Annotated in this window: 14 protein-coding genes and 3 rRNA genes; 13 read left to right on the top strand and 4 right to left on the bottom strand. The window is 67.0% G+C overall.

Going from position 1 to position 25,307, the window contains the following annotated elements; genetic code table 11:
• The first annotated feature begins 3 nt into the window (after positions 1-3).
• The 6 genes from ACQPZX_RS22440 to ACQPZX_RS22465 all read left to right on the top strand — a co-directional run bounded on the left by ACQPZX_RS22440 (position 4) and on the right by ACQPZX_RS22465 (position 7,398).
• Entirely contained in the window at positions 4-942 is a 939-nt protein-coding gene (locus tag ACQPZX_RS22440; RefSeq protein ID WP_433383827.1) for a VOC family protein, read from the top strand.
• Positions 942-1,862 (top strand): fumarylacetoacetate hydrolase family protein, encoded by a 921-nt coding sequence (locus tag ACQPZX_RS22445; protein WP_433383829.1) that lies wholly within the window; start codon positions 942-944, stop codon positions 1,860-1,862. Before ACQPZX_RS22440 ends, ACQPZX_RS22445 begins: the two co-directional genes overlap by 1 nt.
• Entirely contained in the window at positions 1,862-2,998 is a 1,137-nt protein-coding gene (locus ACQPZX_RS22450; protein WP_433383831.1) for an alpha/beta hydrolase family protein, read from the top strand. Before ACQPZX_RS22445 ends, ACQPZX_RS22450 begins: the two co-directional genes overlap by 1 nt.
• A complete protein-coding gene (locus ACQPZX_RS22455; RefSeq protein ID WP_433383833.1) occupies positions 2,995-3,969 on the top strand; it encodes a cyclase family protein in 975 nt (324 codons plus the stop codon). The genes ACQPZX_RS22450 and ACQPZX_RS22455 overlap by 4 nt, the downstream gene beginning before the upstream one ends.
• Before the next feature lie 196 nt (positions 3,970-4,165).
• The gene (locus ACQPZX_RS22460; protein ID WP_433383835.1) at positions 4,166-5,530 is read left to right on the top strand and encodes a phosphatase PAP2 family protein; all 1,365 of its coding nucleotides are present in this window, start codon (positions 4,166-4,168) and stop codon (positions 5,528-5,530) included.
• A 164-nt stretch (positions 5,531-5,694) separates the two neighbouring features.
• On the top strand, positions 5,695-7,398 hold the full coding sequence (locus ACQPZX_RS22465) for a SulP family inorganic anion transporter (protein ID WP_433383837.1): 1,704 nt from the start codon (positions 5,695-5,697) through the stop codon (positions 7,396-7,398).
• A 9-nt stretch (positions 7,399-7,407) separates the two neighbouring features.
• Here the strand turns inward: ACQPZX_RS22465 and ACQPZX_RS22470 are convergent, their stop codons facing one another.
• Positions 7,408-9,021 (bottom strand): amidohydrolase, encoded by a 1,614-nt coding sequence (locus ACQPZX_RS22470; protein ID WP_433383839.1) that lies wholly within the window; start codon positions 9,019-9,021, stop codon positions 7,408-7,410.
• 400 nt (positions 9,022-9,421) lie between these two features.
• On the opposite strand from ACQPZX_RS22470, the gene ACQPZX_RS22475 reads away from it, so the two are divergent.
• The 3 genes from ACQPZX_RS22475 (at position 9,422) to rrf (ending at position 14,638) form a co-directional block, all read left to right on the top strand.
• Positions 9,422-10,937, top strand: a 16S ribosomal RNA gene (locus ACQPZX_RS22475).
• A gap of 369 nt (positions 10,938-11,306) precedes the next feature.
• Positions 11,307-14,418, top strand: a 23S ribosomal RNA gene (locus ACQPZX_RS22480).
• A 103-nt stretch (positions 14,419-14,521) separates the two neighbouring features.
• Positions 14,522-14,638, top strand: a 5S ribosomal RNA gene (gene rrf / locus ACQPZX_RS22485).
• Together the 16S, 23S and 5S rRNA genes form the textbook arrangement of a ribosomal RNA operon.
• Before the next feature lie 58 nt (positions 14,639-14,696).
• Here the strand turns inward: rrf and ACQPZX_RS22490 are convergent.
• The 3 genes from ACQPZX_RS22490 to ACQPZX_RS22500 all read right to left on the bottom strand — a co-directional run bounded on the left by ACQPZX_RS22490 (position 14,697) and on the right by ACQPZX_RS22500 (position 16,787).
• Positions 14,697-15,368: a GAF domain-containing protein gene (locus ACQPZX_RS22490; RefSeq protein WP_433383841.1), complete on the bottom strand. Its 672-nt coding sequence runs from the start codon at positions 15,366-15,368 to the stop codon at positions 14,697-14,699.
• Positions 15,369-15,523: 155 nt separating this feature from the next.
• Positions 15,524-16,432: a siderophore-interacting protein gene (locus ACQPZX_RS22495; protein WP_433383843.1), complete on the bottom strand. Its 909-nt coding sequence runs from the start codon at positions 16,430-16,432 to the stop codon at positions 15,524-15,526.
• A gap of 40 nt (positions 16,433-16,472) precedes the next feature.
• Entirely contained in the window at positions 16,473-16,787 is a 315-nt protein-coding gene (locus ACQPZX_RS22500; protein ID WP_433383845.1) for a protealysin inhibitor emfourin, read from the bottom strand.
• Between the two features lie 175 nt (positions 16,788-16,962).
• On the opposite strand from ACQPZX_RS22500, the gene ACQPZX_RS22505 reads away from it, so the two are divergent.
• From ACQPZX_RS22505 to ACQPZX_RS22520, 4 genes are all read left to right on the top strand, one after another.
• Positions 16,963-17,805, top strand: coding sequence for a helix-turn-helix domain-containing protein (locus ACQPZX_RS22505; protein WP_433383847.1), 843 nt, complete (start codon positions 16,963-16,965; stop codon positions 17,803-17,805).
• A 20-nt stretch (positions 17,806-17,825) separates the two neighbouring features.
• Positions 17,826-18,800: a phosphotransferase gene (locus tag ACQPZX_RS22510; protein WP_433383849.1), complete on the top strand. Its 975-nt coding sequence runs from the start codon at positions 17,826-17,828 to the stop codon at positions 18,798-18,800.
• Between the two features lie 671 nt (positions 18,801-19,471).
• Positions 19,472-22,399 carry a glycoside hydrolase family 3 C-terminal domain-containing protein gene (locus ACQPZX_RS22515; protein ID WP_433383851.1) on the top strand — a complete coding sequence of 976 codons (2,928 nt, stop codon included), beginning with the start codon at positions 19,472-19,474 and terminating at the stop codon, positions 22,397-22,399.
• Positions 22,400-22,473: 74 nt separating this feature from the next.
• Entirely contained in the window at positions 22,474-25,275 is a 2,802-nt protein-coding gene (locus tag ACQPZX_RS22520; protein WP_433383853.1) for a beta-galactosidase, read from the top strand.
• Positions 25,276-25,307 lie beyond the last annotated feature (32 nt).

Here is a 25,307-nt window from a genome sequence, read left to right on the forward strand (position 1 = left end):
TCGATGAACGAGCGACTGATCACGCACCTGCGGCACGTCGATCTGGCGGTGCCGGACTACGACAAGCAATTCCGGTTCTACACCGAGATGTGGGGCCTGGAACCGACCATCACGGACGAAGGCATCGCCTTTCTCGCCGCCGCGGGATCGCCGGAGCAATATTCCGTACGCCTTCGTCGCGCGGCCGAGAAGCGGCTGGACCTGATCGCTTTCGGGGCGGCCACGCCCGCCGATGTCGACGCGCTCGCCGCTCAATTGGCGGCCGACGGCGTGCGGCTCGTTGCCGAGCCGGGCAAGATGCAGACCCCGGGCGGCGGTTACGGTTTCCGGTTCTTCGACAACGACGGCCGTACGGTCGAGGTCTCCGCCGATGTCGAGGTGCGCGCCCACCGCAAGGTCGAGGCCGGCGAATCGGTTCCGGTGAAGCTGTCCCACGTCGTCATCAACTCGCCGAACCCGGAAGCGACGGTCGCCTTCTACAACAAGCACCTGTCGTTCGCGCTCTCGGACACGCTCATGCATCCGCGCATGGGCGAGATGATGTGGTTCCTGCGCACCAACACGTATCACCACAGCCTCGCGGTGGCCCGCGGTCCGCATGTCGCCCTGCACCACGCGTCGTTCGAGCTGCGCGGCATCGACGAATACATGCGCGGCACCGGGCGGCTGCTGCGGGCCGGCGTCGAAAAGGTGTGGGGGCCGGGCCGGCACATGGCCGGCAACAACACGTTCAGCTATTTCCTCGACCCGCACGGGAACACCATCGAGTATACGACCGAGCTCGAGCAGCTGGACGAGGACAACTGGCATCCGCACCTCTACGACTTTTCCGACCCCATGGTCTCCGATCAATGGGGAACGGCGAACCCGATGAACGAGTTCGTGGCCAAGCAGTCGTTCAACGACCCCGACCGCGGCGTCTTCGTCGCCCCGCCCGTCTGATGCGGCTCGCTACGTTCTCCCAGGCCGGTGTCGTCTCGGCCGGGGTCGTGCGCGGTGACCTCGTGCACCCGTTCGCCGACGGGGTCACCGTTCTCGATGCCGTCCGGCTGGGCATCGCGGGCGCGGCCGCGTTGGACGTGCTTCCCGGCGTACCCCTGGAAGATGTGCGGTTGCTTGCGCCGCTGCAGCCGCCCTCTTTCCGCGACTTCGTCGCGTTCGAGGAACACGTCGTGGGAGTCCGGCGCAGTATCGACGGCCGCGGTGGGGTGCCGGATGCCTGGTACGACGCGCCGACGTTCTATTTCACCAATCCGCACACGCTGATCGGGCCGGACGCCGACGTGCCGTTCCCGGCGGCGTCCGTGGCCCGCGATTTCGAGCTGGAGGTCGCGGCCGTCGTCGGGCCTTCCTCGGAGATCTTCGGGTACACCATCTTCAACGACTGGTCGGCGCGGGATCTGCAGAGCCGCGAGATGCAGGTCAATCTCGGGCCGGCCAAGGGGAAGGACTTCGCCGGCAGCCTCGGGCCGTGGCTGGTGACGGCCGACTCGCTTTCCGGTTTCGTGGATGACGACGGCTTTCTGGCACTGCTCTGCACGGCGTCGGTGAACGGCGTCGAAGTCGGCCGGGATCTGCTGTCGCATATGGGCTGGACGTTCGAGACGATGCTCGCCTACGCCGCCCGGGACAGCCGGGTCGTGCCGGGCGACATCCTCGGCTCCGGAACGGTTGGGAACGGCGGATGCCTGGCCGAATTGTGGGGCCGCTCCGGCGCGCAGGAACCGCCGCCGTTGCGCGACGGCGACGTGGTGACGCTGACCGTCGAGGGCATCGGCAGCCTCACCAACCGGGTCGTCTCCGCGCCGCCGGCCGCGCCGATCCCGCCGGTCCGCCGCTCACTCGGAAAGGTAAATCCGTAATGTTCGAATACTTCCCCGGCAATTACGTCTGGAATCTGGGCGTGGTGGCCGCGCTGAACAGCGGTGGGCTGATCGACGAGGTCGACCGGGCGTGCCGGCCGATCCGGGAGCTCGCGGCGCAGGGGTCGGACGTCGGCACGCGCGAGTTCATGGCGTCGTGGACCGCGGTTGTGGATGACTTGGTTAATCAGGCTTCGGCCGACGAGGCGGCGGGAAACCTGCGGTCGGCCGGGCAGAAGTACTTCCGCGCCACCAACTACCTGACCCAGGCCGAGCGGATGCAGAGCGCGCACTCGCCGGACCGGCCGGCGGTCTACCAGCGATGCCTGGATCTGGCGCAGAAAGCGTTCGATCTGATCGATCCGGGCGTCGCGCGGGTCTCGGTGCCGTTCGAAGGCACGTCGCTGCCGGCCTACTTCATGTCGGCGGGGCCGGGCGCGCCCTGCGTGATCATGTGGAACGGGCTCGACTCGACCAAGGAGCACATGTACGTCTCGGGCTTCCCACAGGAGCTGCGGGAACGCGGGATCTCGACGCTGATGGCGGACTGCCCGGGCAGTGGGGAGGCACTGCGGTTCGGCGGGCTCACCGCGCGGGTGGAGACCGAGGATTGGGCGGCCGCATGCGTCGATTACCTGCTCGGGCGGGGGGATGTGGACGCCGCGCGGATCGGGCTCGTGGGGTGGTCGCTGGGCGGCTACTACGCGCCGCGGGCGGCCGCGTTCGAGAAGCGGCTCGCGCTGTGCGTGGCGTGGGGCGCCAACCACAACTGGGGTGAGGTGCAGTTGCGGCGGCTCGAGCGCGAAGGGGAGAACCCGGTGCCGCACTACTGGGACCACGTGATGTGGGTCTGGGGCGCGCCGGACATCGACACCTTCATCAAGAAGGCCGCGGAGGTGCACCTCGACGGGGTGGTCGAACAGATCACCGTGCCGTTCCTGATCGCGCACGGCGAGAACGACCGGCAGATCCCGCTGAAATACGCGCACCGGTCCTACGAGCAGGCGGTCGCCTCGCCGCGGCGGGAGCTGCGAATCTTCACCCCGGCCGAGGGCGGCGCCGAGCACATCGGCCTCGATCACCTGCCGCACGTGAGCGTCTTCATCGCCGACTGGATCGGCGGCGTATTCGCATGATCATCTTCCCGGACCGGACAGACCCGGAGGGCGCGATCGCGGCCGCCGCCAAGCGGAACTCCAACTGGGGGCGGTGGGGCCCCGACGACGTACGCGGAACCATGAATTTCTTGACCGACGAGAAGCGCAAGTCGGCCGCGGCGCTGATCCGGCGCGGGGTTTCGTTCTCCCTGGCGCAGTCCTTCGACATGGACGGGCCGCAGAAGGGCTGGCGCCGCCGCACCAATCCCGTGCATACGATGCTGGATACCGGAACGGATGCGGCGGCGGGCATCCAGGGCTTTCCGCACGGCATCGGCGGCGCGGACGACGTCATCGCCATGCCGCTGCAGTGCTCGACGCAGTGGGACGGGCTCGGGCACATCTTCGACCACGGCAACGCCTGGAACGGCCGGCCGGCGGCCACCACCGTCACGAGCCTCGGCGACAACGCGACCGGCATCGAGACGGTGGCCGACGTGATCGCCGGGCGGGGCGTGCTGCTGGACGTCGGGCGCTGCCTCGGCACCGACGGCGAGTTGCCGGACGGCTTTGCGATTACCGCTTCACATCTTGCCGAGACGATCGAGCGTCAAGGCGCCTCGTCGGTTGTCGGTCGCGGCGACATCGTCGTCATTCGCACCGGGCAACTGTCGCGCTGCCGGCGGGACGGCTGGGGCGAATATGCCGGCGGTCCTGCGCCGGGCCTGTCGTTCACGACGGCCGACTGGCTGCACGACACCGAGATCGCGGCGATCGCCACCGACACCTGGGGCTTCGAGGTGCGGCCCAACGAGTTCGACGTGTCCTTCCAGCCGCTGCATCAGGTGGCGATCCCGCACATCGGGCTCTTCCTGGGCGAGATGTGGGACCCGGACGCGCTGGCGGTCGACTGCGCGGCCAGCGGGGTATATGACTTCTGGCTCACCGCGGCGCCGCTGCCGATCACCGGGGCGGTGGGGTCGCCGATCAACCCCATAGCGGTCAAATAGCTGTTTTCCACCTCTTTCTGCCCGCCCGTCGCCTCGCGTGAACGCGAGATGGCGGGCGGGTTGCTGTGGGTGGGCTGAGAGGGTGACTCAGCTCTCGCGGTTCAAGTTTGCTCAGTGAGCAAGATCCGATCAATGCTGGAGAGATCGGATCTCGGCTCGCCAGGCGCCTGCCGTTACGCCACAACGGAGGTGCCACATGAAGCCGTCAGTGTTGCCGGCCGCGCCGGTGCCCACGGCACGCCGGGCCGAGTGGCGCCGGGCGCTCCGGGAGATCGTCTTCGTCGCGGTGCTGTTCCTCGCCTACAAGCTCGGCCGCATCCTGGTCGAGGGCCACGTCGGAGCGGCGCTCACGAATGCGCAGAACGTCTGGGACTTCGAGCGCCTCGTCCACCTCCCCAGCGAGGCGTCGCTGCAGGCGGCCCTGTTGAGCCATACGTTCTGGGTCCGGGTCGCCAACTGCTTCTACGCGTACGTCCATTTCCCGGCCACCGCGGCCGCACTCATCTGGCTGTACCTCAAGCGGCCGGAGATCTACGTCTGGTTCCGCCGGAGCCTCGCCTCGCTGACCGCGCTGGCCCTGGTGATCCACGCGCTGTTCCCCCTCGCGCCGCCACGGATGCTGACCTCGGCCGGCATGGTCGACACCGGCCATCGGTACGGGCCGTCGGTGTACGGGTCGCCGAGCACCGACACGCTGAGCAACCAGTACGCCGCGATGCCTTCGTTGCACGTCGGGTGGGCCCTGGCGGTGGCGATCGCGCTGATCGCCGCGAGCCGCTCCCGGTGGCGGTGGTTGTGGCTGGCGCACCCGCTGGCCACCCTGACGGTGGTCGTGGTGACCGGCAACCACTACTGGCTCGACGCGATCGCGGCGGTCATGTTGCTGGCGCTTGTCCTCGCCGTGGTGACCCCGCTGTCACGCCAGCCGGCGATTTCCTCGGCGGATGTGAATGCCGGTTCGCCCCCACTTTCCCCGGTGGCGGCCGGCCTCGCCGCGATCGCCATGCCGTCGGCGGTCCCGCTCCTGCGGGCCGCCGCCGACCGGGGTGCTGATCGCGCCGCCACCGGTTGGGACGCTGACCGTGCCGCCGCCGACAGGGGCGGCTATGACGGTGCCGTTGCCGACCGTGCCGTTGCCGACCGGGCCCTTGCCGGGCCGGCCTCGGTGGGCGGGCATCCGATCGTCGGGTGGAAGCTCGCGGACAGCCCGCGGCCGGTGGCCGGGCGGAACCCGGGGCGTGGCCCCTCCGAGGCGGTGGCCGCGCTGAACCTGGGCCGTGACCCGTCCGAGACGGTGGCGGGACGACCGGTCGCGGGGCTACGGCCTGTCGCGGAGCTGCGGACCGTGAGCGAGCTGCCGTCGCCCGAGCGGGCGCGCGCGGTTCCGGGGCAGCGGACGGTGGTGATGGCGGAGCTGGTGGATTCGTCGCGCGTGCCAGTCACGACCTGCTCTCCACGCGAGCGGATCGACGGCGACGCTGTGACACGGCCGCCCGGAGGACTCACGACGACCCGGCCCGGGCCGAGCGCGCCCCGGTCCCGCCATCCCCACTCGCGCTGACGTCGCCATGCTCCGGTCGCCCGCGCTCACGGTGACGTCGCCCTGACCGCCGGAGCACCGCTCCGATTAGCCGCTTCCCGGAGGACCGTGCGGTGCCCGTACGCGTGAAAAGCCACCCGGAGCGGGTGGGTCGCTCAGCGCGAGTGCCGGGTTAGGTTCTGGTCGTGATCGACGTGCGTGGGTGGATGCCGGGCATCCGGACGGTGACCACCTACAAGATGTCCTGGCTGCCTCGCGACCTGGTGGCCGGGATCGTGCTGACCACCCTGCTGGTGCCGCAGGGCATGGCTTATGCCGAGCTCGCGGGGCTGCCCGCGATCACCGGGCTGTACACCTCCATCCTCTGCCTGCTCGCCTACGCGGTCTTCGGGCCGTCACGGATTCTCGTGCTGGGACCCGACTCGTCGCTCGGGCCGATGATCGCGACGGTGCTGATCGGCGCGCTCGGGGCCGGCGCGGATCCGGCGGAGGCGATCGCGCTCGCCGGCACGCTCGGGCTGATCGTGGGCGTCCTGCTCGTGCTCGCGGGCGTGGCGAAGCTCGGCTTCCTCGCCGACCTGCTGTCGCACCCGACGCAGGTCGGCTACATGAACGGGCTCGCGCTCACGATCCTCATCGGGCAGCTGCCGAAGCTGTTCGGATTTTCCGTCGACGGGGATGGGCTGATCGAGGAGACCCGCGGGTTTGTCGAGGGCGTGGCGGACGGGAAGACCGTGCCGGCGGCGCTCGCGGTCGGGGTCTTCGGGCTGGCCGTGATCGTGGCGCTGCGCCGGTGGGTGCCGCGGGCGCCGGGCGTACTCATCGCGGTGGTGCTGTCGATCCTCGCCTTGGTGGCTTTCGGGCTCGAGGACCACGGCGTGGACACCGTGGGCGCGCTGCCGCAAGGGCTGCCGTCGTTCGAGCTGCCCTCGTTCGACCTCTCCGACCTCGGTGTTCTCGCGGGTGGGGCGCTCGGCATCGCGCTGGTCTCGCTCACCGACACCATCTCGACGGCGTCGGCCTTCGCCGCCCGCACCGGTCAGGAGGTGCGCGGCAACCAGGAGATGGTCGGCATCGGCGCGGCCAACATCGCGGCCTCGTTCTTCCAGGGCTTCCCGGTCAGCACCAGCGGGTCGCGCACCGCGGTGGCGCAGCAGTCGGGGTCGCGCACGCAGGTCACGGGCGTCGTGGGCGCGGTGGCGATCAGCTTGCTGCTGGTCTTCGCACCCGACCTGCTGCGCGACCTGCCGCAGCCGACCCTCGCCGCCGTGGTGATCGCGGCCGCGCTGTCGCTGGCCGACTTCCCGGCGATGTCGCTGCTGTGGCGCCGGCGGCGGGTCGAATTCAGCCTCGCGATCGCGGCCTTCCTCGGAGTGGCGATCCTCGGCGTGCTGCCCGGCATCGCGGTCGCCGTCGGACTGTCGGTGCTCAACGTGTTCCGCAAGGTCTGGTGGCCGTACCAGGCGGTGCTCGGCCGTGCCCAAGGCGTGAGCGGCTATCACGACGTCACCGTCTATCCATCCGCCGAGCGGCTCCCGGGGCTGCTGATCTTCCGCTTCGACGCGCCGCTGATCTTCGCGAACGTCCGGGTCTTCCGCGACCGGATCCGCGATTTCGCCCGCACCGAGCCCGGCCTCAAGTGGATCATCGTGGCGGCCGAGCCGATCACCGACGTCGACACGACGGCGGCGGATGTGCTGGAAGAGCTCGACCAGGAGCTGAACGAGCAGGGCGTCAGCCTGGTTTTCGCCGAGATGAAGAGCCCGGTGCACGACAAGATCGACCGTTACCAGCTGACTCGCACGATCGACCCCGAGCATTTCTTCCCGACGATCGAGGACGCGATCGCCGCGTTCCGCCGCGAGACCGGCGCCGAGTGGACGGCCTGACATCGTCTCTCACCCCTCGTGCACGACTCGGCCGTCGATGAAGGTCAATGCGACAGCGGCGTCGCCGATCTCCGCGGGCGGGGCGTCGAAGATGTCGCGGTCGAGGACGATCAGGTCGGCGCGGAAACCGGGCCGGATGTCGCCGGTGTCGTCCAGCCGATTCACATATGCCGATCCCGCGGTGTAGGCGCTCACCGCCGTACGTAAATCCAATGCCTGGTCTGGCAGGAAGCCGGCGGCATCGTCGCCGTGATGAACCCGATTGACCGCGACGTGAATGCCCTGCAGTGGGTCGGGTGTGCTCACCGGCCAGTCGCTGCCGCCGGCCAGCCGCGCGCCGGCCCGGACCAGATCGCCGAACGGGTATTGCCACCCCGCCAGCGCCGGATCCAGGAAAGGAATGGTCAGCTCGTCCATCTGCGGCTCGTGGGCCGCCCAATAAGGCTGCATGTTTGCCGTCGCGCCCAGCTCGGCGAAACGTGACACATCCCGTGGGTGCACAACCTGAAGGTGGGCTAGATGCGGACGGGTGTCACGCGCGCCGTTCGCCCGGCGGGCCGCTTCGACCGCGTCGAGGGCATTGCGCACCGCCTGATCGCCGAGGGCATGAAAATGCGGCTGAAAATCAAGGGCATCAAGCGCGCTGACGTACGCCGGAAGCAGCGCCGGATCGATGAACGAGAGCCCGCGATTCGTCGTCACGCAGCCGCAGTTGTCGCGATAAGGCTCGGTCATCGCGGCCGTGAAGTTTTCCGCGATGCCGTCCAGCATCAGCTTCACCGCGTCGCACCGGAGCCGGCCGACCGTGAACCGCTCCCGTTTGGCGACCAGGTCGGGAATCTGCTCGGCGCCGCGATCACGGTCCCACCAGAGCGCGCCGACGACCGTGGCGGTCAGCGCTCCACTGCCGGCAGCAGAGAGATAAGCATCGGAGATGTCGTCGTAGCCGTTGGTCGCGCACACCATGGCGTCCTGCCAAGCGGTGATGCCCAGCGAGTGCAGCAGGCGCTGCGCGCGGAGCAGGCCGGCCAGCCGGACCTCGGCGGTGGTGGGCGGGACCTTCACCAGATCCATCGCGCCCTCCTGGAGAGCGCCGATCGGGTCGCCGCCGGGGAGGCGGTCGATGCGGCCGCTGGCGGGATCGGGAGTATCGGCGGTGATGCCGGCGATCTCGAGGGCGCGCGAATTCACCCAGGCGGCGTGGTGGTCGCGGTTGAGCAGGTAGACGGGGCGGCCGGGGACGACACGATCCAGCAGCTCCTTGGTGGGCACACCGCCCTCGAAACTCTCCATCGACCAGCCCCCGCCGACGATCCACTCCTCGTCGGGATGCGCGGACGCGTAGGTGGTGATGCGATCCAGGTACTCACCCAGGTCGGTCGTGCCGGTCAGGTCGCACTGGCCGAGCTCGACGCCGCCCATGACGGCGTGGATGTGCGCATCCTGAAAACCGGGGAGGAGGAGGCGACCCTTCAGATCGACCATCTCGGTGCCGGGGCCGGTCATGTCGCGGACGTCGTCGCCGACAGCGACGATGCGGCCGTCGCGCACGGCCACCCGATCGGAGCGCCGCTCGCCGCCGGTGAACACCGGGCCGCCGTGGAAGACGAGGTCAGCTTGCATGTCACGCTCCGATCTCTGGACTTGGCGGGCATCGTACGGCCGGGGTCCGACAGAACGTGGCGGCCGTCTCCACCGAAGGGTGGGGGCCGATTTGGCGCCCGCGGAAGCAGGTTGTAATGTTCTACGAGCCGCCAGGGAGACGGGCGAGCGAAGCGGAGACCTTCGGGCCGACGCGACGGCCGTCCTGGAGGCAACCCCGAGGATTGATCGCGGATAACACCGTGTATTGTTTCGCGGGTCCGAACGAAAGCCCTGAGGGTGGTTTTACTCGGGTGCGGTTGTTCTTTGAGAACTCAACAGGGTGCTTGTAAAGCCAGTGCCAAAAAGATTTACCCCCGAGACTTCGGTCTTGGATTCCTTTGGCAACTTTTTGTTGCCGGGACATTTTTTCCAAAGGTTTTTGTTGGAGAGTTTGATCCTGGCTCAGGACGAACGCTGGCGGCGTGCTTAACACATGCAAGTCGAGCGGAAAGGCCCTTCGGGGTACTCGAGCGGCGAACGGGTGAGTAACACGTGAGTAACCTGCCCTGGACTTTGGGATAACCCTCGGAAACGGGGGCTAATACCGGATACGACCTCCTACTGCATGGTGGGTGGTGGAAAGTTTTTCGGTCTGGGATGGGCTCGCGGCCTATCAGCTTGTTGGTGGGGTGATGGCCTACCAAGGCGACGACGGGTAGCCGGCCTGAGAGGGCGACCGGCCACACTGGGACTGAGACACGGCCCAGACTCCTACGGGAGGCAGCAGTGGGGAATATTGCACAATGGGCGGAAGCCTGATGCAGCGACGCCGCGTGAGGGATGACGGCCTTCGGGTTGTAAACCTCTTTCAGCAGGGACGAAGCGTGAGTGACGGTACCTGCAGAAGAAGCGCCGGCCAACTACGTGCCAGCAGCCGCGGTAAGACGTAGGGCGCGAGCGTTGTCCGGATTTATTGGGCGTAAAGAGCTCGTAGGCGGCTTGTCGCGTCGTCCGTGAAAACCTGGGGCTCAACTCCAGGCTTGCGGTCGATACGGGCAGGCTCGAGTTCGGTAGGGGAGACTGGAATTCCTGGTGTAGCGGTGAAATGCGCAGATATCAGGAGGAACACCGGTGGCGAAGGCGGGTCTCTGGGCCGATACTGACGCTGAGGAGCGAAAGCGTGGGGAGCGAACAGGATTAGATACCCTGGTAGTCCACGCTGTAAACGTTGGGCGCTAGGTGTGGGGGGCCTCTCCGGTTCTCTGTGCCGCAGCTAACGCATTAAGCGCCCCGCCTGGGGAGTACGGCCGCAAGGCTAAAACTCAAAGGAATTGACGGGGGCCCGCACAAGCGGCGGAGCATGCGGATTAATTCGATGCAACGCGAAGAACCTTACCTGGGTTTGACATGGCCGCAAAACTGTCAGAGATGGCAGGTCCTTCGGGGGCGGTCACAGGTGGTGCATGGCTGTCGTCAGCTCGTGTCGTGAGATGTTGGGTTAAGTCCCGCAACGAGCGCAACCCTCGTCCCATGTTGCCAGCAAGTCATGTTGGGGACTCATGGGAGACTGCCGGGGTCAACTCGGAGGAAGGTGGGGATGACGTCAAGTCATCATGCCCCTTATGTCCAGGGCTTCACGCATGCTACAATGGCCGGTACAAACCGTTGCGAGCCCGTGAGGGGGAGCGAATCGGAAAAAGCCGGTCTCAGTTCGGATCGGGGTCTGCAACTCGACCCCGTGAAGTCGGAGTCGCTAGTAATCGCAGATCAGCAACGCTGCGGTGAATACGTTCCCGGGCCTTGTACACACCGCCCGTCACGTCACGAAAGTCGGCAACACCCGAAGCCGGTGGCCTAACCCGTAAGGGAGGGAGCCGTCGAAGGTGGGGCTGGCGATTGGGACGAAGTCGTAACAAGGTAGCCGTACCGGAAGGTGCGGCTGGATCACCTCCTTTCTAAGGAGCAACTAGATCGGGAAACCGATCCAGTAGCCCGCGCCACCCGAATGCGGTGGTGGGGTGCTCAAAGGCGGAGACACTGGCCAGTCAGGTTTCGGCAACGGCCGGCCTCGCTAGTACAGCTGCTTGCAGCGTGGAACGTGGGTCTGGTGCGGCTGAAATTCCTGGCGATCAAACATGCACCCTGTTGGGTATCTGAAAGAACAACCGAGAGTCGGCATTGTGCCGTGAGGTTGGTCTTCAATGCCAGGCACGACCTGGTCGTCTATACCGTCGAGTGAGCTCGGGCTGGTGGATGACTGTTCGGGTTGTGGGTTGGTCGTTGGTTGAGAATTGCACAGTGGACGCGAGCATCTTGTTTTCTGTGGTTAAGTTGTCAAGGGCGAACGGTGGATGCCTTGGCACCAGGAGCCGATGAAGGACGTGGGAGGCCGCGATAGGCCTGGGGGAGCTGTCAACCTAGCTGTGATCCCAGGGTGTCCGAATGGGGAAACCTGGCACGAGTCATGTCGTGTCATCCACACCTGAATACATAGGGTGTGTGAGGGGAACGCCGGGAAGTGAAACATCTCAGTACCGGTAGGAAGAGAAAACAAACGTGATTCCGTGAGTAGTGGCGAGCGAAAGCGGATTGAGCCTAAACCTTGTGCGTGTGATACCTGTCAGGGGTTGCGTATGGGGGGTTGTGAGAGTTCCAGGACACATCTGACAGTGTGTCGAGGAGTTACAAAGTCATGGGTTAGTCGAACGACGTGGGAAAGTCGGCCGTAGACGGTGAGAGCCCGGTAGGCGAAAATTCATGACCTCCTTGGAAATTTCTCGAGTAGCAGCGGACTCCTAGAATCTGCTGTGAATCTGCCAGGACCACCTGGTAAGGCTGAATACTTCCTGGTGACCGATAGCGGACGAGTACCGTGAGGGAATGGTGAAAAGTACCCCGGGAGGGGAGTGAAATAGTACCTGAAACCGTTCGCCTACAATCCGTCAGAGCCTTTTGGGGTGATGGCGTGCCTTTTGAAGAATGAGCCTGCGAGTTAGTGGCACGTGGCGAGGTTAACCCGTGTGGGGTAGCCGTAGCGAAAGCGAGTCTGAAGAGGGCGTTTTTAGTCGCGTGTTCTAGACCCGAAGCGGGGTGATCTAGCCATGGGCAGGTTGAAGCGTGGGTAAGACTGCGTGGAGGACCGAACCCACCAACGTTGAAAAGTTGGGGGATGACCTGTGGTTAGGGGTGAAAGGCCAATCAAACTCCGTGATAGCTGGTTCTCCCCGAAATGCATTTAGGTGCAGCGTCGTGTGTTTCTTGCCGGAGGTAGAGCACTGGATGGTCTAGGGGGCCTACAAGCTTACCGAAATCAGCCAAACTCCGAATGCCGGTAAGTGAGAGCGCGGCAGTGAGACTGCGGGGGATAAGCTTCGTAGTCGAGAGGGAAACAGCCCAGATCACCAGCTAAGGCCCCTAAGCGTGTGCTAAGTGGAAAAGGATGTGGGGTCGCTTAGACAACCAGGAGGTTGGCTTAGAAGCAGCCACCCTTTAAAGAGTGCGTAATAGCTCACTGGTCAAGTGGTTCCGCGCCGACAATGTAGCGGGGCTCAAGCACACCGCCGAAGCTGTGGCATTCACATAATGATCCGCCAGTGCCCTTGCGGTGCTGGTGCAGTCGTGTGGATGGGTAGGGGAGCGTCGTGCAGCCAGGGAAGCGGCGGAGTAATCCAGTCGTGGAGGCTGTACGAGTGAGAATGCAGGCATGAGTAGCGAATGAAGAGTGAGAACCTCTTCCGCCGGATGACCAAGGGTTCCAGGGCCAGGCTAATCCGCCCTGGGTGAGTCGGGGCCTAAGGCGAGGCCGAGAGGCGTAGTCGATGGATAACGGGTTGATATTCCCGTACCCGCAAAGGAACGCCCAAGACGAACCTTTCCATGCTAACTACGCGAGCCGGCGGCGGTCTTCGGACCAAGGCTGGTGAGTCTAGGACCCTGGTTGGTAGTAGTTTAGTGATGGGGTGACGCAGGAAGGTAGCTGGTCCCAGGCGGTGGTTGTCCTGGGGTAAGCGTGTAGCCCGCACCATAGGCAAATCCGTGGTGTATTGAGGGTGAGACGTGATGCCGAGCCGTATCAGGTGAAGTCAGTGATCCTATGCTGCCGAGAAAAGCCTCTAGCGATGTTCCGAGCGGCCCGTACCCGAAACCGACACAGGTGGTCAGGTAGAGAATACCGAGGCGACGGGCGAACTGTGGTTAAGGAACTCGGCAAATTGCCCCCGTAACTTAGGGAGAAGGGGGGCCGGACGCGTGAAGCCCTGTGCGGGTGGAGCGTGGTATGGCCGCAGAGAGCAGGGGGAAGCGACTGTTTACTAAAAACACAGGTCCATGCCAAGTCGTAAGACGATGTATATGGACTGACGCCTGCCCGGTGCTGGAACGTTAAGGGGACCTGTTAGCTCTTCGGGGCGAAGCGGAGAACTTAAGCGCCAGTAAACGGCGGTGGTAACTATAACCATCCTAAGGTAGCGAAATTCCTTGTCGGGTAAGTTCCGACCTGCACGAATGGCGTAACGACTTCCCCACTGTCTCAACCACAGGCCCGGCGAAATTGCAGTACGAGTAAAGATGCTCGTTACGCGCGGCAGGACGGAAAGACCCCGGGACCTTTACTATAGCTTGACATTGGTATCCGAATTTAATTGTGTAGGATAGGTGGGAGCCTTTGAAGCTCGGACGCCAGTTCGGGTGGAGGCAATCTTGAAATACCACTCTGTTGGGTTTGGGTATCTAACTTGCGGCCCTGATCGGGTCGAGGGACAGTGTCTGGTGGGTAGTTTAACTGGGGCGGTTGCCTCCTAAAGGGTAACGGAGGCGCCCAAAGGTTCCCTCAGCCTGGTTGGCAATCAGGTGTTGAGTGTAAGTGCACAAGGGAGCTTGACTGTGAGACTGACGGGTCGAGCAGGGACGAAAGTCGGGACTAGTGATCCGGCACTTGCGTGTGGAAGCGGTGTCGCTCAACGGATAAAAGGTACCCCGGGGATAACAGGCTGATCTTCCCCAAGAGTCCATATCGACGGGATGGTTTGGCACCTCGATGTCGGCTCGTCGCATCCTGGGGCTGTAGCAGGTCCCAAGGGTTGGGCTGTTCGCCCATTAAAGCGGTACGCGAGCTGGGTTTAGAACGTCGTGAGACAGTTCGGTCCCTATCCGCCGTGCGCGTTGGATACTTGAGAAGGGCTGTCCCTAGTACGAGAGGACCGGGACGGACGAACCTCTGGTGTGCCAGTTGTCCCGCCAGGGGCACGGCTGGTTGGCTACGTTCGGAAGGGATAACCGCTGAAAGCATCTAAGCGGGAAGCTCGCTTCGAGATGAGGTATCCCACCACCATTTGAGTGGGTAAGGCTCCCAGCCAGACGACTGGGTTGATAGGCCGGAGATGTAAGCCAGGTAACTGGTTCAGTCGACCGGTACTAATAAGCCGAGGGCTTAACCACCTTAAACTTTTTGCTCAACGCGTCCACTGTGTGATTCACAGCAAACGAACAACCACCCCGGTCACCACGACGGGTTGCTGGTAGTTCTGCCGCTGACGGCTGTTTCGGTGGTCATAGCGGAGGGGAAACGCCCGGTCTCATTCCGAACCCGGAAGCTAAGCCCTCCAGCGCCGATGGTACTGCACTCGGGAGGGTGTGGGAGAGTAGGACGCCGCCGGACTCAACGTGAACAGAAAGCCCGCCCCGGGAAACCGGGGCGGGCTTTTTGCATTTCACATTCAGGCGGCAGTGACGACGGTACCGATCACGTCGTCGCAGTCATCCACCACGCGATGGGCGGCCAACTTGATCGCGGCGCCGTCAGGCCCGCGGAGAGTGATCTGATCCGAGGACAGAGGAATCTCCGCGACACCGTGCCACGACTGGGCCGCCCGGTTGAGCGACGTGATCTGACCGTCGGCATCCGTGACCGCGAGCCCCACGTCGATCGTGTCCATCACCGTTTCGAGGAGACGGGTGGTGCGTTCCTGGGCGGCCGCCAGATCGGCCGTCGCGCGGGCGTGCCGGCGGCGCTCGAACAGGGCCACGATCACGTCGGCCAGGTCGAGCAGCCGGCTCGCCTGGTCGGGACGCAGCGATCTGGCGACCGCGTCGAACACGCACAGCGTGCCCAACACGTACCCCTCGGGGGTTATCAATGGCGCGGAGGCGTAGAACCGCACGTCGCCGCGCTCCCCGGTGACCCACGGATTGCTCGCGTAGATCGGGTCCGCAAAGCAATCCGCGACATGGACGAACCGGCCGGTGCGGAACTGGATCGCGCACATCGACTCGTCGCGCGGCGAGTCGGCGCCGTCGAAGCCGACCGTGGCCAGCGGGGACTGGCGCGATAGATCGATGAGATTGATGGCGGCGGTGGGCACCTCGGCGATAGCGGCGGCGACGCGCACGACGGCTTGGAGCTCGTAGTCAGCGGGTGCATCGAGCAGCTGGTATTCGTGCAGGACGGCTAGCCGGGCTTCTTCGTCGAGGTTGCGATCGAGGAGGCTGATTGACACGCCCCACTGTCGGCGGAAAAGTACCGATCCTTAGCGAAAGTTGCGGATCAGTTTTCTTCCGCCTTGCCGAGGCGCCAGTAGCCCATGAACGCCACCGAGCGCCGGTCGACGCCGCATTCGGCGACCAGGTGGCGGCGCAGCGTCTTGATCACCGCGGCCTCGCCGGCCAGCCAGGCGTAGAAGCGGGTCACGTCGATCACATCCTCAGGCACTTCCCACAGGGTCTCGGTGTCGACGTCGATGTCCTCGAGGTCGGCCGGCTCCGACGGCGACGCGTCGCCCAGCAGCCGCCGGGTCGCCGCGCGCATCGCCGGGATGAGCCGCTCACCGTGGGCGGCGTCGTCGCGGGGGAGCCAGGTGACGCGTACGCCATCGGGCTTTTGAAGATCAAGCTCGTCGCCCGCCTCGGGCACCTCGAGCAGCGCCTCACCCACGGCGTCGGCCGGGAGGCAGGCCAGGATCGAGGAGATCGCCGGGACCGCGGTCTCGTCGCCGCCGAGCAGGATGCACTCGGTCTGCGCGGGCGGATGGAAGTCGATGCCGCCGTGTTCGCCGTCGTGATCCGCGTTCGGCCCCATCAGGCACGCCGTCGAGCCCGGCGCCGCGTCGGCCGCCCAGCGCGAGGCCGGCCCGTGCACGCCGTGCAGCACCATGTCGACGTCCACCTCGCACAGCTCCGGCCGGACCGCGCGCACCGTGTAGGTGCGGATCGGGTTGCGCCGCTCGTCGGGCAGGTCGCGCCACTCCGTGTACCAGTCCGGCCCGGTCGGCAGATGGTCGTGCCCGCAGTCCGGCAGCGGCGGGATCAGCTTGATGCGCTGGTCGAAGCCGTTGTCGGCGAACCGGTCGAGATCGTCGCCGGTGAACGTCACCCGGATGAAACTCGGGCTCAGCCGCCGCACCTCGCGCACTGTCGTGTGAAAGATCCGAAACGGCAGGGCCACAGTCTGCGTCACCCGAGCACTCCCTCAGCTCCGTAGGTATGGCTAACCTAACCTACGGTCCTGTGCCGGGCGAATAGTGGGTCAGGAATTGCAGCAGAGGCCGCAGCTCCGCCGGAATGTCCGGATCGCTGAAGGTCCCGTGCCACGTCTGGCCGCCGCGCTCCACCGTCAACTCGTAATGCATGAGGTCAGCCCCGTGCGGCCGCGTTCCGGTTCTCGTCCCCAGCCGCGACAAATCGGTCTTCTGCACCAGCTGAACAAACCGCACCGCATCGGCCGGCGCCATCGTCGCGGAGTCCGCCCGCACGTGCGAGGTCAAACCCGCAAACCCTCCCGATCGCCGCAATTCCGCACGAACGCGTTCCATCGACAAACCTCACATCCATTCAAACCCACGACGCGTACGCCTATTGAATGCTCCTTCGCGTCACCACGCGACCAAGCTGCATGGCCGCGCGAAGTGCCGCGACCGCCGGGCTGACCCGTCGTGGCCAAACCCGGTGAGCGCCGAGTCGTGGACGAACGGTTGTTAACGTCGGGGTGTGGACAACGAGCTGGGTCTGTTTCTTCGTAGCCGCCGGGAGACCATCACGCCCGCCGAGCTCGGCCTTCCCGCCGGCGATCGGCGAAGGACGCCGGGCCTGCGGCGGGCCGAGGTGGCCGCGCTGGCCGGCGTGAGCGTGGAGTACGTGACCCGCTTGGAGCAGGGCAAGGATCGGCACCCGTCGGCGGCCGTGCTCGGCGCGCTGGCCGGGGCGTTGCACTTGAGTCCCAGCGAGCGAGTGCACCTGCACCGGTTGAGCAAGGGGCTCGAACCCGGATTCACTTGTCGTGGCGACGCCGCACCGGCCCGGGAGGTTCGCGACTCGGTTCGGGCCGTCCTCGTGCGGCTCGAGCCCACCGCGGCGGTCGTGACCAACCAATTGGGCGACCTGCTCGCGTGGACCAGCGGCTACCAGTGGCTCGCCGCCTCCGCGGGCATCCTCGACGGCGACCCTCCCAACCTGAACCGCTACGTCTTCACCGACCGCCGGGCCCGCACGACCTTCCCGGACTGGGAGCTGGCCGCCGACCAGCGGGTGGCCGAGCTCAAACAGGGCCCCTTCCGCGCCGACCGCCACCTGGCCGCCCTGGCCGACGAGCTGACCGTCACCGCCGGCGACGCCTTCGAGCGGCGCACCCGCGAGATCCCCGGCCTGCCCGCGCCGCACGGAATCCAGCGCTGGACTCACCCCGAGGCCGGCGACCTGCGCATGGCCTTCGAGACCCTGGACCTCCCCGCCGACGACGGCCAGCGCCTGGTCGTCCACCTCCCCGCCGACACCACCACCGAGAACGCCATCGCCACGCAGCGCCCCAACTCCTTACGACTGGTCGCCGGGTAAGCCGACTATCGTGGCGATCGATGAAAGCCAACGCCTGGCACGACCCGAGCTGGAAATCGGCTGCCCGCGAGTGGATCACCGAACGCTGCGAGGAGAGGGGCACGCCGGTAGTCGGCGGGATCGAAGAGATCCGGGTGCGCCCCTGGTCGGTCACCCATAACGCGCCGACCGCCGCCGGTTTGGTCTGGTTCAAGGCGAACACGCCGGCCTGCGCTTACGAAGCGCCCCTCGCCGGGGCGCTGGCGGTCTGGCGGCCCGATGACGTTCTGGTGCCGCTGGCGATCGACCCGCACCGCGGCTGGTTGCTCACGGCGGACGCGGGCCGCACCCTCCGCGAGGAGATCAAGCCCGACGACCTTCTCGACGTCTGGGCCGAGATGCTGCGCGCCTACGCCACCCTGCAACGCGCCGTGGCTCCTCGCGCCACCGATCTCACCGGCCTGGGCGTGCCCGACCTCGGCCCGCAGAACCTGCCGGCCGCGCTGGAGACGCTCCTGACCGACCCCGACGTGCGCAGCGACCTCGGCCCCGACCGCCGAGCCGCCGTCGAGGAGATCGCGCCCGCCTTCCGGGAGTGGTGCGAAGAGCTGTCCTCCGACGGCATCCCGGCAAGCCTCCAGCATGACGATCTGACCGACGCCAACGTCTTCCGGACCGCCGAGGGCTTCCGCTTCTTCGACTGGGGCGACTCCAGCGTCGCGCATCCCTTCGGCTCGCTGCTGGTCGCGCTCGGCTTCGCCTGCTACGTGCTCGGCATCGAGTCGAGCGCCCCCGAGATCCGGCGGCTGCGGGACGCCTACCTGGAGGTCTGGTCCGACCTGGCGCCCCCGGCCACGCTGCGGCGCTCGGTCTCGCTGGCCTGCCGGGTCACCCGCGTCTCCAAGGCCCACGCCTGGGAGCGGGCCCTGCGCGACCCGTCCCTCCCGGTGGACGACGACTTCCGCTACGCGGTAGCAGACTGGCTGGCGGAGACACCGGCCCCGCCCATCGTCTGAAACCGCCCGGCCGGGACCCGTCGTCCGGACATCGCCGTCGACGGCGCCGAGAGCCGATGGCGCTCGGGGATGCCGGTCGAGTCGGCGGCGGCGATTGCCGGCGAGAGCCGCGAGCGCCCGCCCGCGCGCGGCCAGGCCGCCTGCGGATGGCCCCGTTGGTAGGCGGCGGGTGGCCACGCGGTTGGGCGGGTGGCCACGCGGGCGGCCGGGTCGGTCGCCGGGCGGATGGCCAGGCGGCTGGCGCGGGGCCTGCGGAACGCGCCGGGCGCCGGGTGGCGGAACGCGGGCCGGGGTGGTGGAGCGCGCTGGGCGCCGGATGGCGGAACGCGGGCCGGGGTGGTGGAGCGCGCTGGGCGCCGGATGGCGGAACGCGGGCCGGGGTGGTGGAGCGCGCTGGGCGCCGGGTGGCGGAACGTGCTGGGCGCCGGTGGTGGGACGCGCTGGGCGGTGGAACGTCCGATGTGCGTTGTCGCGGATGATCGTGGTCGATGTTTCGGCGGGATTTCGCGGAGACTGTGGACACGGGATTGGCTGCCATCTATCGTGAGCGATACCGCGTTATCGAAGCGCTTCGACGAATGCTGAGAGCACCGGCCTGCCAGCGCCACCACCGCGCTGAGCAGGTATTTCGCCGTGTCGACAAATAGATCCTTCGATGAGGAGAATCGCCCATGCGAAGGCGTTTCTTACCGGTTCTAGCGGCCGCCCTGCTGCTCGCGCCGGCCATTCCGGGCGCCGCGCACGCGGACCCGACCTATCCGTTCCGTGATCCACACCTGAGCCTGCAGACCCGCGTGGACGATCTGATCGGCCGGCTCACCCTGGACGAGAAGATCTCGCTGCTGCACCAGTACCAGCCGGCCATCCCGCGGCTCGGCATCAACCTCTTCAAGGCCGGCACCGAGGCCCTCCACGGTGTCGCCTGGTCCAACGACATAGACAACGGCGGGGCGGTCGTGCAGGCCGACGGCACCTCGTTCGCCCAGCCGGTCGGCATGGCCAGCACCTGGGACACCGACCTGATCGAGCGGGTCGGGTCCGCGGTCGGCGACGAGGCGCGCGGCTTCAACGCCAAGAACCCCCGCGTCTTCGGCCTCAACCTCTGGGCCCCGGTCGTCAACCTGCTCCGCGACCCCCGTTGGGGCCGCAACGAGGAGGGCTACTCCGAGGACCCGCTGCTCACCGGCGCCATCTCGACCGCCTACGGCGACGGGCTGCAGGGCGGCGACCCCAACCACCTCAAGGCCGCACCGACGCTGAAGCACTACCTGGCCTACAACAACGAGGCCGGCCGCGACGTGACGTCCTCGAACGTGCCGAACCGGGTGCTCAACGAGTATGACCGCGCGGCCTTCAAGCCCGCCCTCTCGGCCAACGCCGCCACCGGCGTGATGGCCTCCTACAACCTGGTCAACGGCCGTCCGGCCACGGTGGACCCGGATCTCGCCGGCCTCGAGCGGAGCTGGAGCAAGTACCCGCTCTTCAACGTCTCCGACGCGTACGCCCCGTACAACCTGACCGGCTCGCAGAAGTACTACGCGACGCAGGCCGAGGCGAACGCCGCCGTCATCAAGGCCGGCCTGAACGCGTTCACGGTGGACGACGCGAACGGCGTTCCGACCGTCACCGCGATCAAGCAGGCCCTCGACCAGGGGCTGCTCACCGAGCACGACATCGACGTGGCCGCGGGGCAGGCGCTGAGCGTCCGGTTCCGGCTCGGCGAGTTCGATCCGGGCGGCGGCAAGTACGGCAAGATCGGGCCCGAGGTCATCAACAGCCCGGCCAACCAGAAGCTGTCGCGGGAGACCGCCGACGCCGCGATGGTGCTGCTGAAGAACGAGAACAACGCGCTGCCGCTCAAGCCGGGCGGCAAGGTCGCGGTGGTCGGCCCCCTGGCCGACACCCTTTACAGCGACTGGTACGGCGGAAAGCTGCCCTACCAGGTGACCGCGGTCGACGGCATAAAGGAGCGCGCGAAAGAAGTCGTGAGCTCGACGGGCTCGGACCGGATCGCGCTCAAGGACGTTGCGACCGGCAAGTACATCACCGCGACGGGGACGACCGATGCCGACGCAGTAGCGGTGACCGGCGCCAGCGCGGATGAAAAAGCTCAGTTCGACGCGGACGACTGGGGCCAGGACGTGCTGACCCTCAAGAACGTCGCGAACGGCAAGTACCTCGGCTACAACTGGGGACCGTTCATCACCCGGGACGACCAGCCCAACGGCTGGTACGTGCAGCAGCAATTCAAGCTCGAGCCGCAGGCCGACGGCACGGTCGCGATCCGGTACGCCGGCTACGAGACCACCGAGAGCTGGTTCGGCCCGAACAAGTACCTGACCGTCGCCGCGGACGGCAAGCTCGCGCTGGGCTCGCCGGACGCCGCGGGCGCCGCCAAGTTCAGCAAGGAGGTGCTGCGCAGCGGCATCGACGAGGCCGTCGCCGCCGCGAAGACCGCCGACACCGCCGTACTCGTCGTCGGCTCGCAGCCGTTCATCAACGGCCGGGAGGCGCACGACCGCACCACGATGGCGCTCGGCGCCGGCCAGGAGGCCCTGGTCAAGGCGGTCCGGGCGGTCAATCCGCGCACGATCGTCGTGCTGCAGACCAGTTACCCCGACACGATCACCTGGGAGCAGCAGAACGTGCCGGGCATCGTGTGGACCACCCACGCGGGCGCCGAGACCGGCCACGCGATCGCCGACGTGCTCTACGGCGACTACAACCCGGCCGGCCGGCTCACCCAGACCTGGTACCAGTCCGACAGGCAGCTTCCGGCCGACCTGCTCGAGTACGACATCATCAAGTCGCAGCAGACGTACCTCTACAGCAAGCAGACCCCGCTCTACCCGTTCGGCTACGGCCTGTCGTACACGTCCTTCAAGTACGGCAAGCCCAGCGTCGGCCACGGCAAGGTCACCTTCACCGTGACCAACACCGGCAAGCGCGACGGCGACGAGGTGGTGCAGCTGTACACGCACCAGCGCTCCTCGCGCGACACGACGGCGGTCAAGCAGCTGCGCTCCTTCGACCGGGTGCACCTCAAGGCCGGCCAGACCAGGACCGTCTCGCTCAAGCTGAGCGCGGACGACCTGAAGCGCTGGGACGTCACCCGCAGCAAGTGGGTCGTCGAGTCCTCCGTCTACGACATCCTGATCGGCGCGTCGTCCTCGGACATCCGCCAGCGCACCACCTGGAACGTCCGCGGCGAAACGATTCCGGCACGGGATCTGGCGCGCGTCACGCGCGCCGAGAATTTCGACGCGTACGCCCCGGCGGTCAAGCTCGTCGACGAGTCCAAGGCGACGGGTACGGCCGTGGGATCGTCCGCGGCCGGCGACTGGATCGTCTTCAAGGACGCGGATCTGCGCAACGGCCGGACGTTCACGGCGAGCACTTCCGCCCCGGCCGCTACGACGATCGAGGTACGCCTCGACTCGCCCACCGGCAAGCTGATCGGCACCGCGCCGGTGGCGGCGACCGGTGACATCTACCAGTACGCCACCACCACGGCATCCCTGGCGAAGGCGAGCGGACACCACGACGTCTACCTCGTCTTCGGCGGCGCGCTGCGCGTGTCCACATTCTCCATTCGGTGAGAGGGGAACCCGCCCGCCGGCCTGGTCAGCCGGCGGGCGGGTCACCGATCCTTCCGTCCTCGAAGGGGACCCGCATGAAGATTCGCCGCATCCTGCTCGCCCTGGTCCTGGCGGTGGCCGGCCTGGCCGTCCTCGGCGGCCCGTCGTCGGCGGCGCCCAAGCACAGCGTCACCTACGACAAGTACTCGCTGATGGTCGACGGGCAGCGCCTGCTCCTGCAGTCGGCGGAGTTCCACTACTTCCGGCTGCCCAGCCCCGACCTCTGGCGCGACATCCTCGAGAAGGAGAAGGCGGCCGGCTTCAACGCCGTCTCGGTCTACTTCTCGTGGGCGTTCCACTCGCCGGCCCCCGGCAGATACGACTTCACCGGCGTCCGCGACGTCGACCGCCTCCTGCGCACGGCCGAGGAGGTCGGCCTGTACGTGGTGGCCCGGCCCGGCCCCTACATCAACGCGGAGACCAGCGGCGGCGGCTTCCCCGCGTGGCTCAAGACGGTGCCCGGGCGGGCGCGCAGCAGCGACGCCGGATACACCGCCGCCTACCACGACTGGCTCGCGCACATCAATCCGATCCTCGCCCGCCATCAGGTCACCCGCGGCGGCTCGGTGCTGCTCTACAACGTCGAGAACGAGTACGCGGTGAACACCGACGCCGTGTACATGCAGGACCTGCAGGACACCGCCCGCGCCGACGGCATCGACGTGCCGATCACGACGAACAACTGCTGCGACGCCGGATCGTGGTCCTCCACCTGGGGATCCGGGCTCGGCGCGGTGCAGATCCCGGGCGTCGACGACTACCCGCAGTCCTTCGAGTGCCAGAACGCGGACACCACCTGGGGTCCGTGGGGAGCGGGCATCACCGAGAAGGTCCGCGACGACGCGCCGGTCTTCGCGGCGGAGTACCAGGCCGGCGCGATCGACCTGAACAACGCCGGGTACGAGGCCTGCCGCAACCTGACCGGCGTGCCGTACACCAAGTTCTTCCAGAAGGGGAACATGGTGCTCAGCGGCGCCACCGCGTTCAGCTACTACATGGGCTTCGGCGGCACCAACTGGGGCTGGCTCGGGCAGCCCAACGACGTCTACACCTCGTACGACTACGGCGCGGCCATCACCGAGGCCCGGCAGCTGACCGCGAAGTACGACGAGTACAAGCGGCAGGGCTACTTCCTGCGGGCCGTCCCGCCGCTCACCAAGACCGATCCCTCGGCCGCGCCCGCGGTCACCGGTCTGGAGACCGCGGCCCGGACCAACCCGGACACCGGCACCCAGTTCTTGCTGGCCCGCAACACCTCCACCACCGAGGTGACGTCCACGCTGGACTGGAACGGCTACAGCTTCCCGGTCACGCTGCCCGGCCACGACGCCAAGGTGCTGGTGAGCAACCTCGATCTCGGCGGTCAGCGCCTCGTGGCGTCCACATCGGAGCTCTACACGACGGCCTTCGCCAACCGGGACATCGCCATCTTCTACGGCGCCGAGGGCACACCAGGCGCGACTGTTCTGCGTTACACGTCCGAACCCAAGGTCAAGGTCCTCGCGGGTACGGCTACCGCCTCCTACCGCAACGGCGATCTGCGCCTGGACTACACCCACCACGGGCTGACCCGGGTGCTGATCAGCGGCGGGGGACATCGGCCGCTGCTGCTGATGCTCGGCACCGACGACACCGCGGCGTCGTTCTGGAACGTCGACGGGGTGCTGGTGAAGGGCACGTCGCTGGTTCGCGCCGCGCGTGTCGACCACGGCACGGTCGACCTGCGGGCCGACACGAGCGAAGCGGGGCCGGTCGAGGTGTTCGCGAACGCGCGAACGCTGACCGTCAATGGCAAGCCTGTGCCCACCCGTACGGGAAGAAATGGCTCTCTTGAAGGCAGCTTGCCCGGCCCTCGCGGGGTGGAATTGCCGGCTCTGGCCGGCTGGAAGCAGCAGGCCGAGGCGCCCGAGGCGAGACCCGCCTTCGACGACTCGCGGTGGACGGTGGCCGACAAGACCACCAGCCTCAGCACCTTCGCGCCGGTCACGCTGCCGGTGCTGTTCAGCGACGAGTACGGCTATCACGCCGGCAGTGTCTGGTATCGGGGGCGCTTCGCCGGCACCGGCGCCGAGACGACGGTGAAGCTCAACGCGATCACCGGCAAGCGCGGCGACTACCTGGTCTGGCTCAACGGCCGGTACCTGGGCAGCGCGAAGGGCGGGGTGCAGGCCGACTCGGACGTCCCGGTCAATCCGGACCCGGGGCCGGGGGAGTTCACGATCCCGGCCGGGCTGGTGAAGCCGGGCGAGACGGCGGTGCTCTCGGTCCTCGTGCAGAACATGGGCAACAACGACGACTGGACGGCCGAGGACAGCCGCTTCCGTCAGCCGCGCGGCCTGGTCGGCGCCGCCATCTCCGGCATTTCCGAAATATCCTGGCGTATCCAAGGCCAGGCGCGCGTCGATCCTGTCCGCGGTGGCCTCAACAACGGCGGCCTGTACGGGGAGCGTGCGGGGTGGAGCCTGCCCGGCTACAGCGACCGGGGGTGGCCGGCGGCTGGATTTGCCGCGGCGCCGGGCGTCACGTGGCTCCGGACCGGATTCTCGACGGATCTGCCGAAAAATCAGGACACCTCGGTGGCGCTGCGCTTCGGCGGGGCGATCCCGGCCGGCTACCGCGTGATCATCTATCTCAACGGCTGGAACCTCGGTCAGTACGGCGCGGCGATCGGCCCGCAGACCGACTTCGTCCTGCCCGCCGGCCTGCTCCGGCAGAACGGCAGGAACACCCTGGCCCTGGCGGTCATCGCCGAGCAGACATCGACCGTGGCGACCCCGCAACTGGTCGTCGTGGGATCACAGCGCGGAGGTGTGCCGGTACACGACGTGCCCGCTTGATCAATTAGGCAGTTAGGATTCCTGGCGAAGGG

This window comes from Actinoplanes sp. CA-142083 (assembly GCF_050942195.1).
Classification (GTDB): Bacteria; Actinomycetota; Actinomycetes; order Mycobacteriales; family Micromonosporaceae; genus Actinoplanes.

Excerpts from the sequence above, each read along its gene's own strand:
- ACQPZX_RS22440 (WP_433383827.1), top strand. The coding sequence starts at position 4 with ATGAACGAGCGACTGATCACGCACCTGCGGCACGTCGATCTGGCGGTG.
- ACQPZX_RS22445 (WP_433383829.1), top strand. The coding sequence starts at position 942 with ATGCGGCTCGCTACGTTCTCCCAGGCCGGTGTCGTCTCGGCCGGGGTC.
- ACQPZX_RS22450 (WP_433383831.1), top strand. The coding sequence starts at position 1,862 with ATGTTCGAATACTTCCCCGGCAATTACGTCTGGAATCTGGGCGTGGTG.
- ACQPZX_RS22455 (WP_433383833.1), top strand. The coding sequence starts at position 2,995 with ATGATCATCTTCCCGGACCGGACAGACCCGGAGGGCGCGATCGCGGCC.
- ACQPZX_RS22460 (WP_433383835.1), top strand. The coding sequence starts at position 4,166 with ATGAAGCCGTCAGTGTTGCCGGCCGCGCCGGTGCCCACGGCACGCCGG.
- ACQPZX_RS22470 (WP_433383839.1), bottom strand. The coding sequence starts at position 9,021 with ATGCAAGCTGACCTCGTCTTCCACGGCGGCCCGGTGTTCACCGGCGGC.
- ACQPZX_RS22500 (WP_433383845.1), bottom strand. The coding sequence starts at position 16,787 with ATGGAACGCGTTCGTGCGGAATTGCGGCGATCGGGAGGGTTTGCGGGT.
- ACQPZX_RS22510 (WP_433383849.1), top strand. The coding sequence starts at position 17,826 with ATGAAAGCCAACGCCTGGCACGACCCGAGCTGGAAATCGGCTGCCCGC.
- ACQPZX_RS22515 (WP_433383851.1), top strand. The coding sequence starts at position 19,472 with ATGCGAAGGCGTTTCTTACCGGTTCTAGCGGCCGCCCTGCTGCTCGCG.
- ACQPZX_RS22520 (WP_433383853.1), top strand. The coding sequence starts at position 22,474 with ATGAAGATTCGCCGCATCCTGCTCGCCCTGGTCCTGGCGGTGGCCGGC.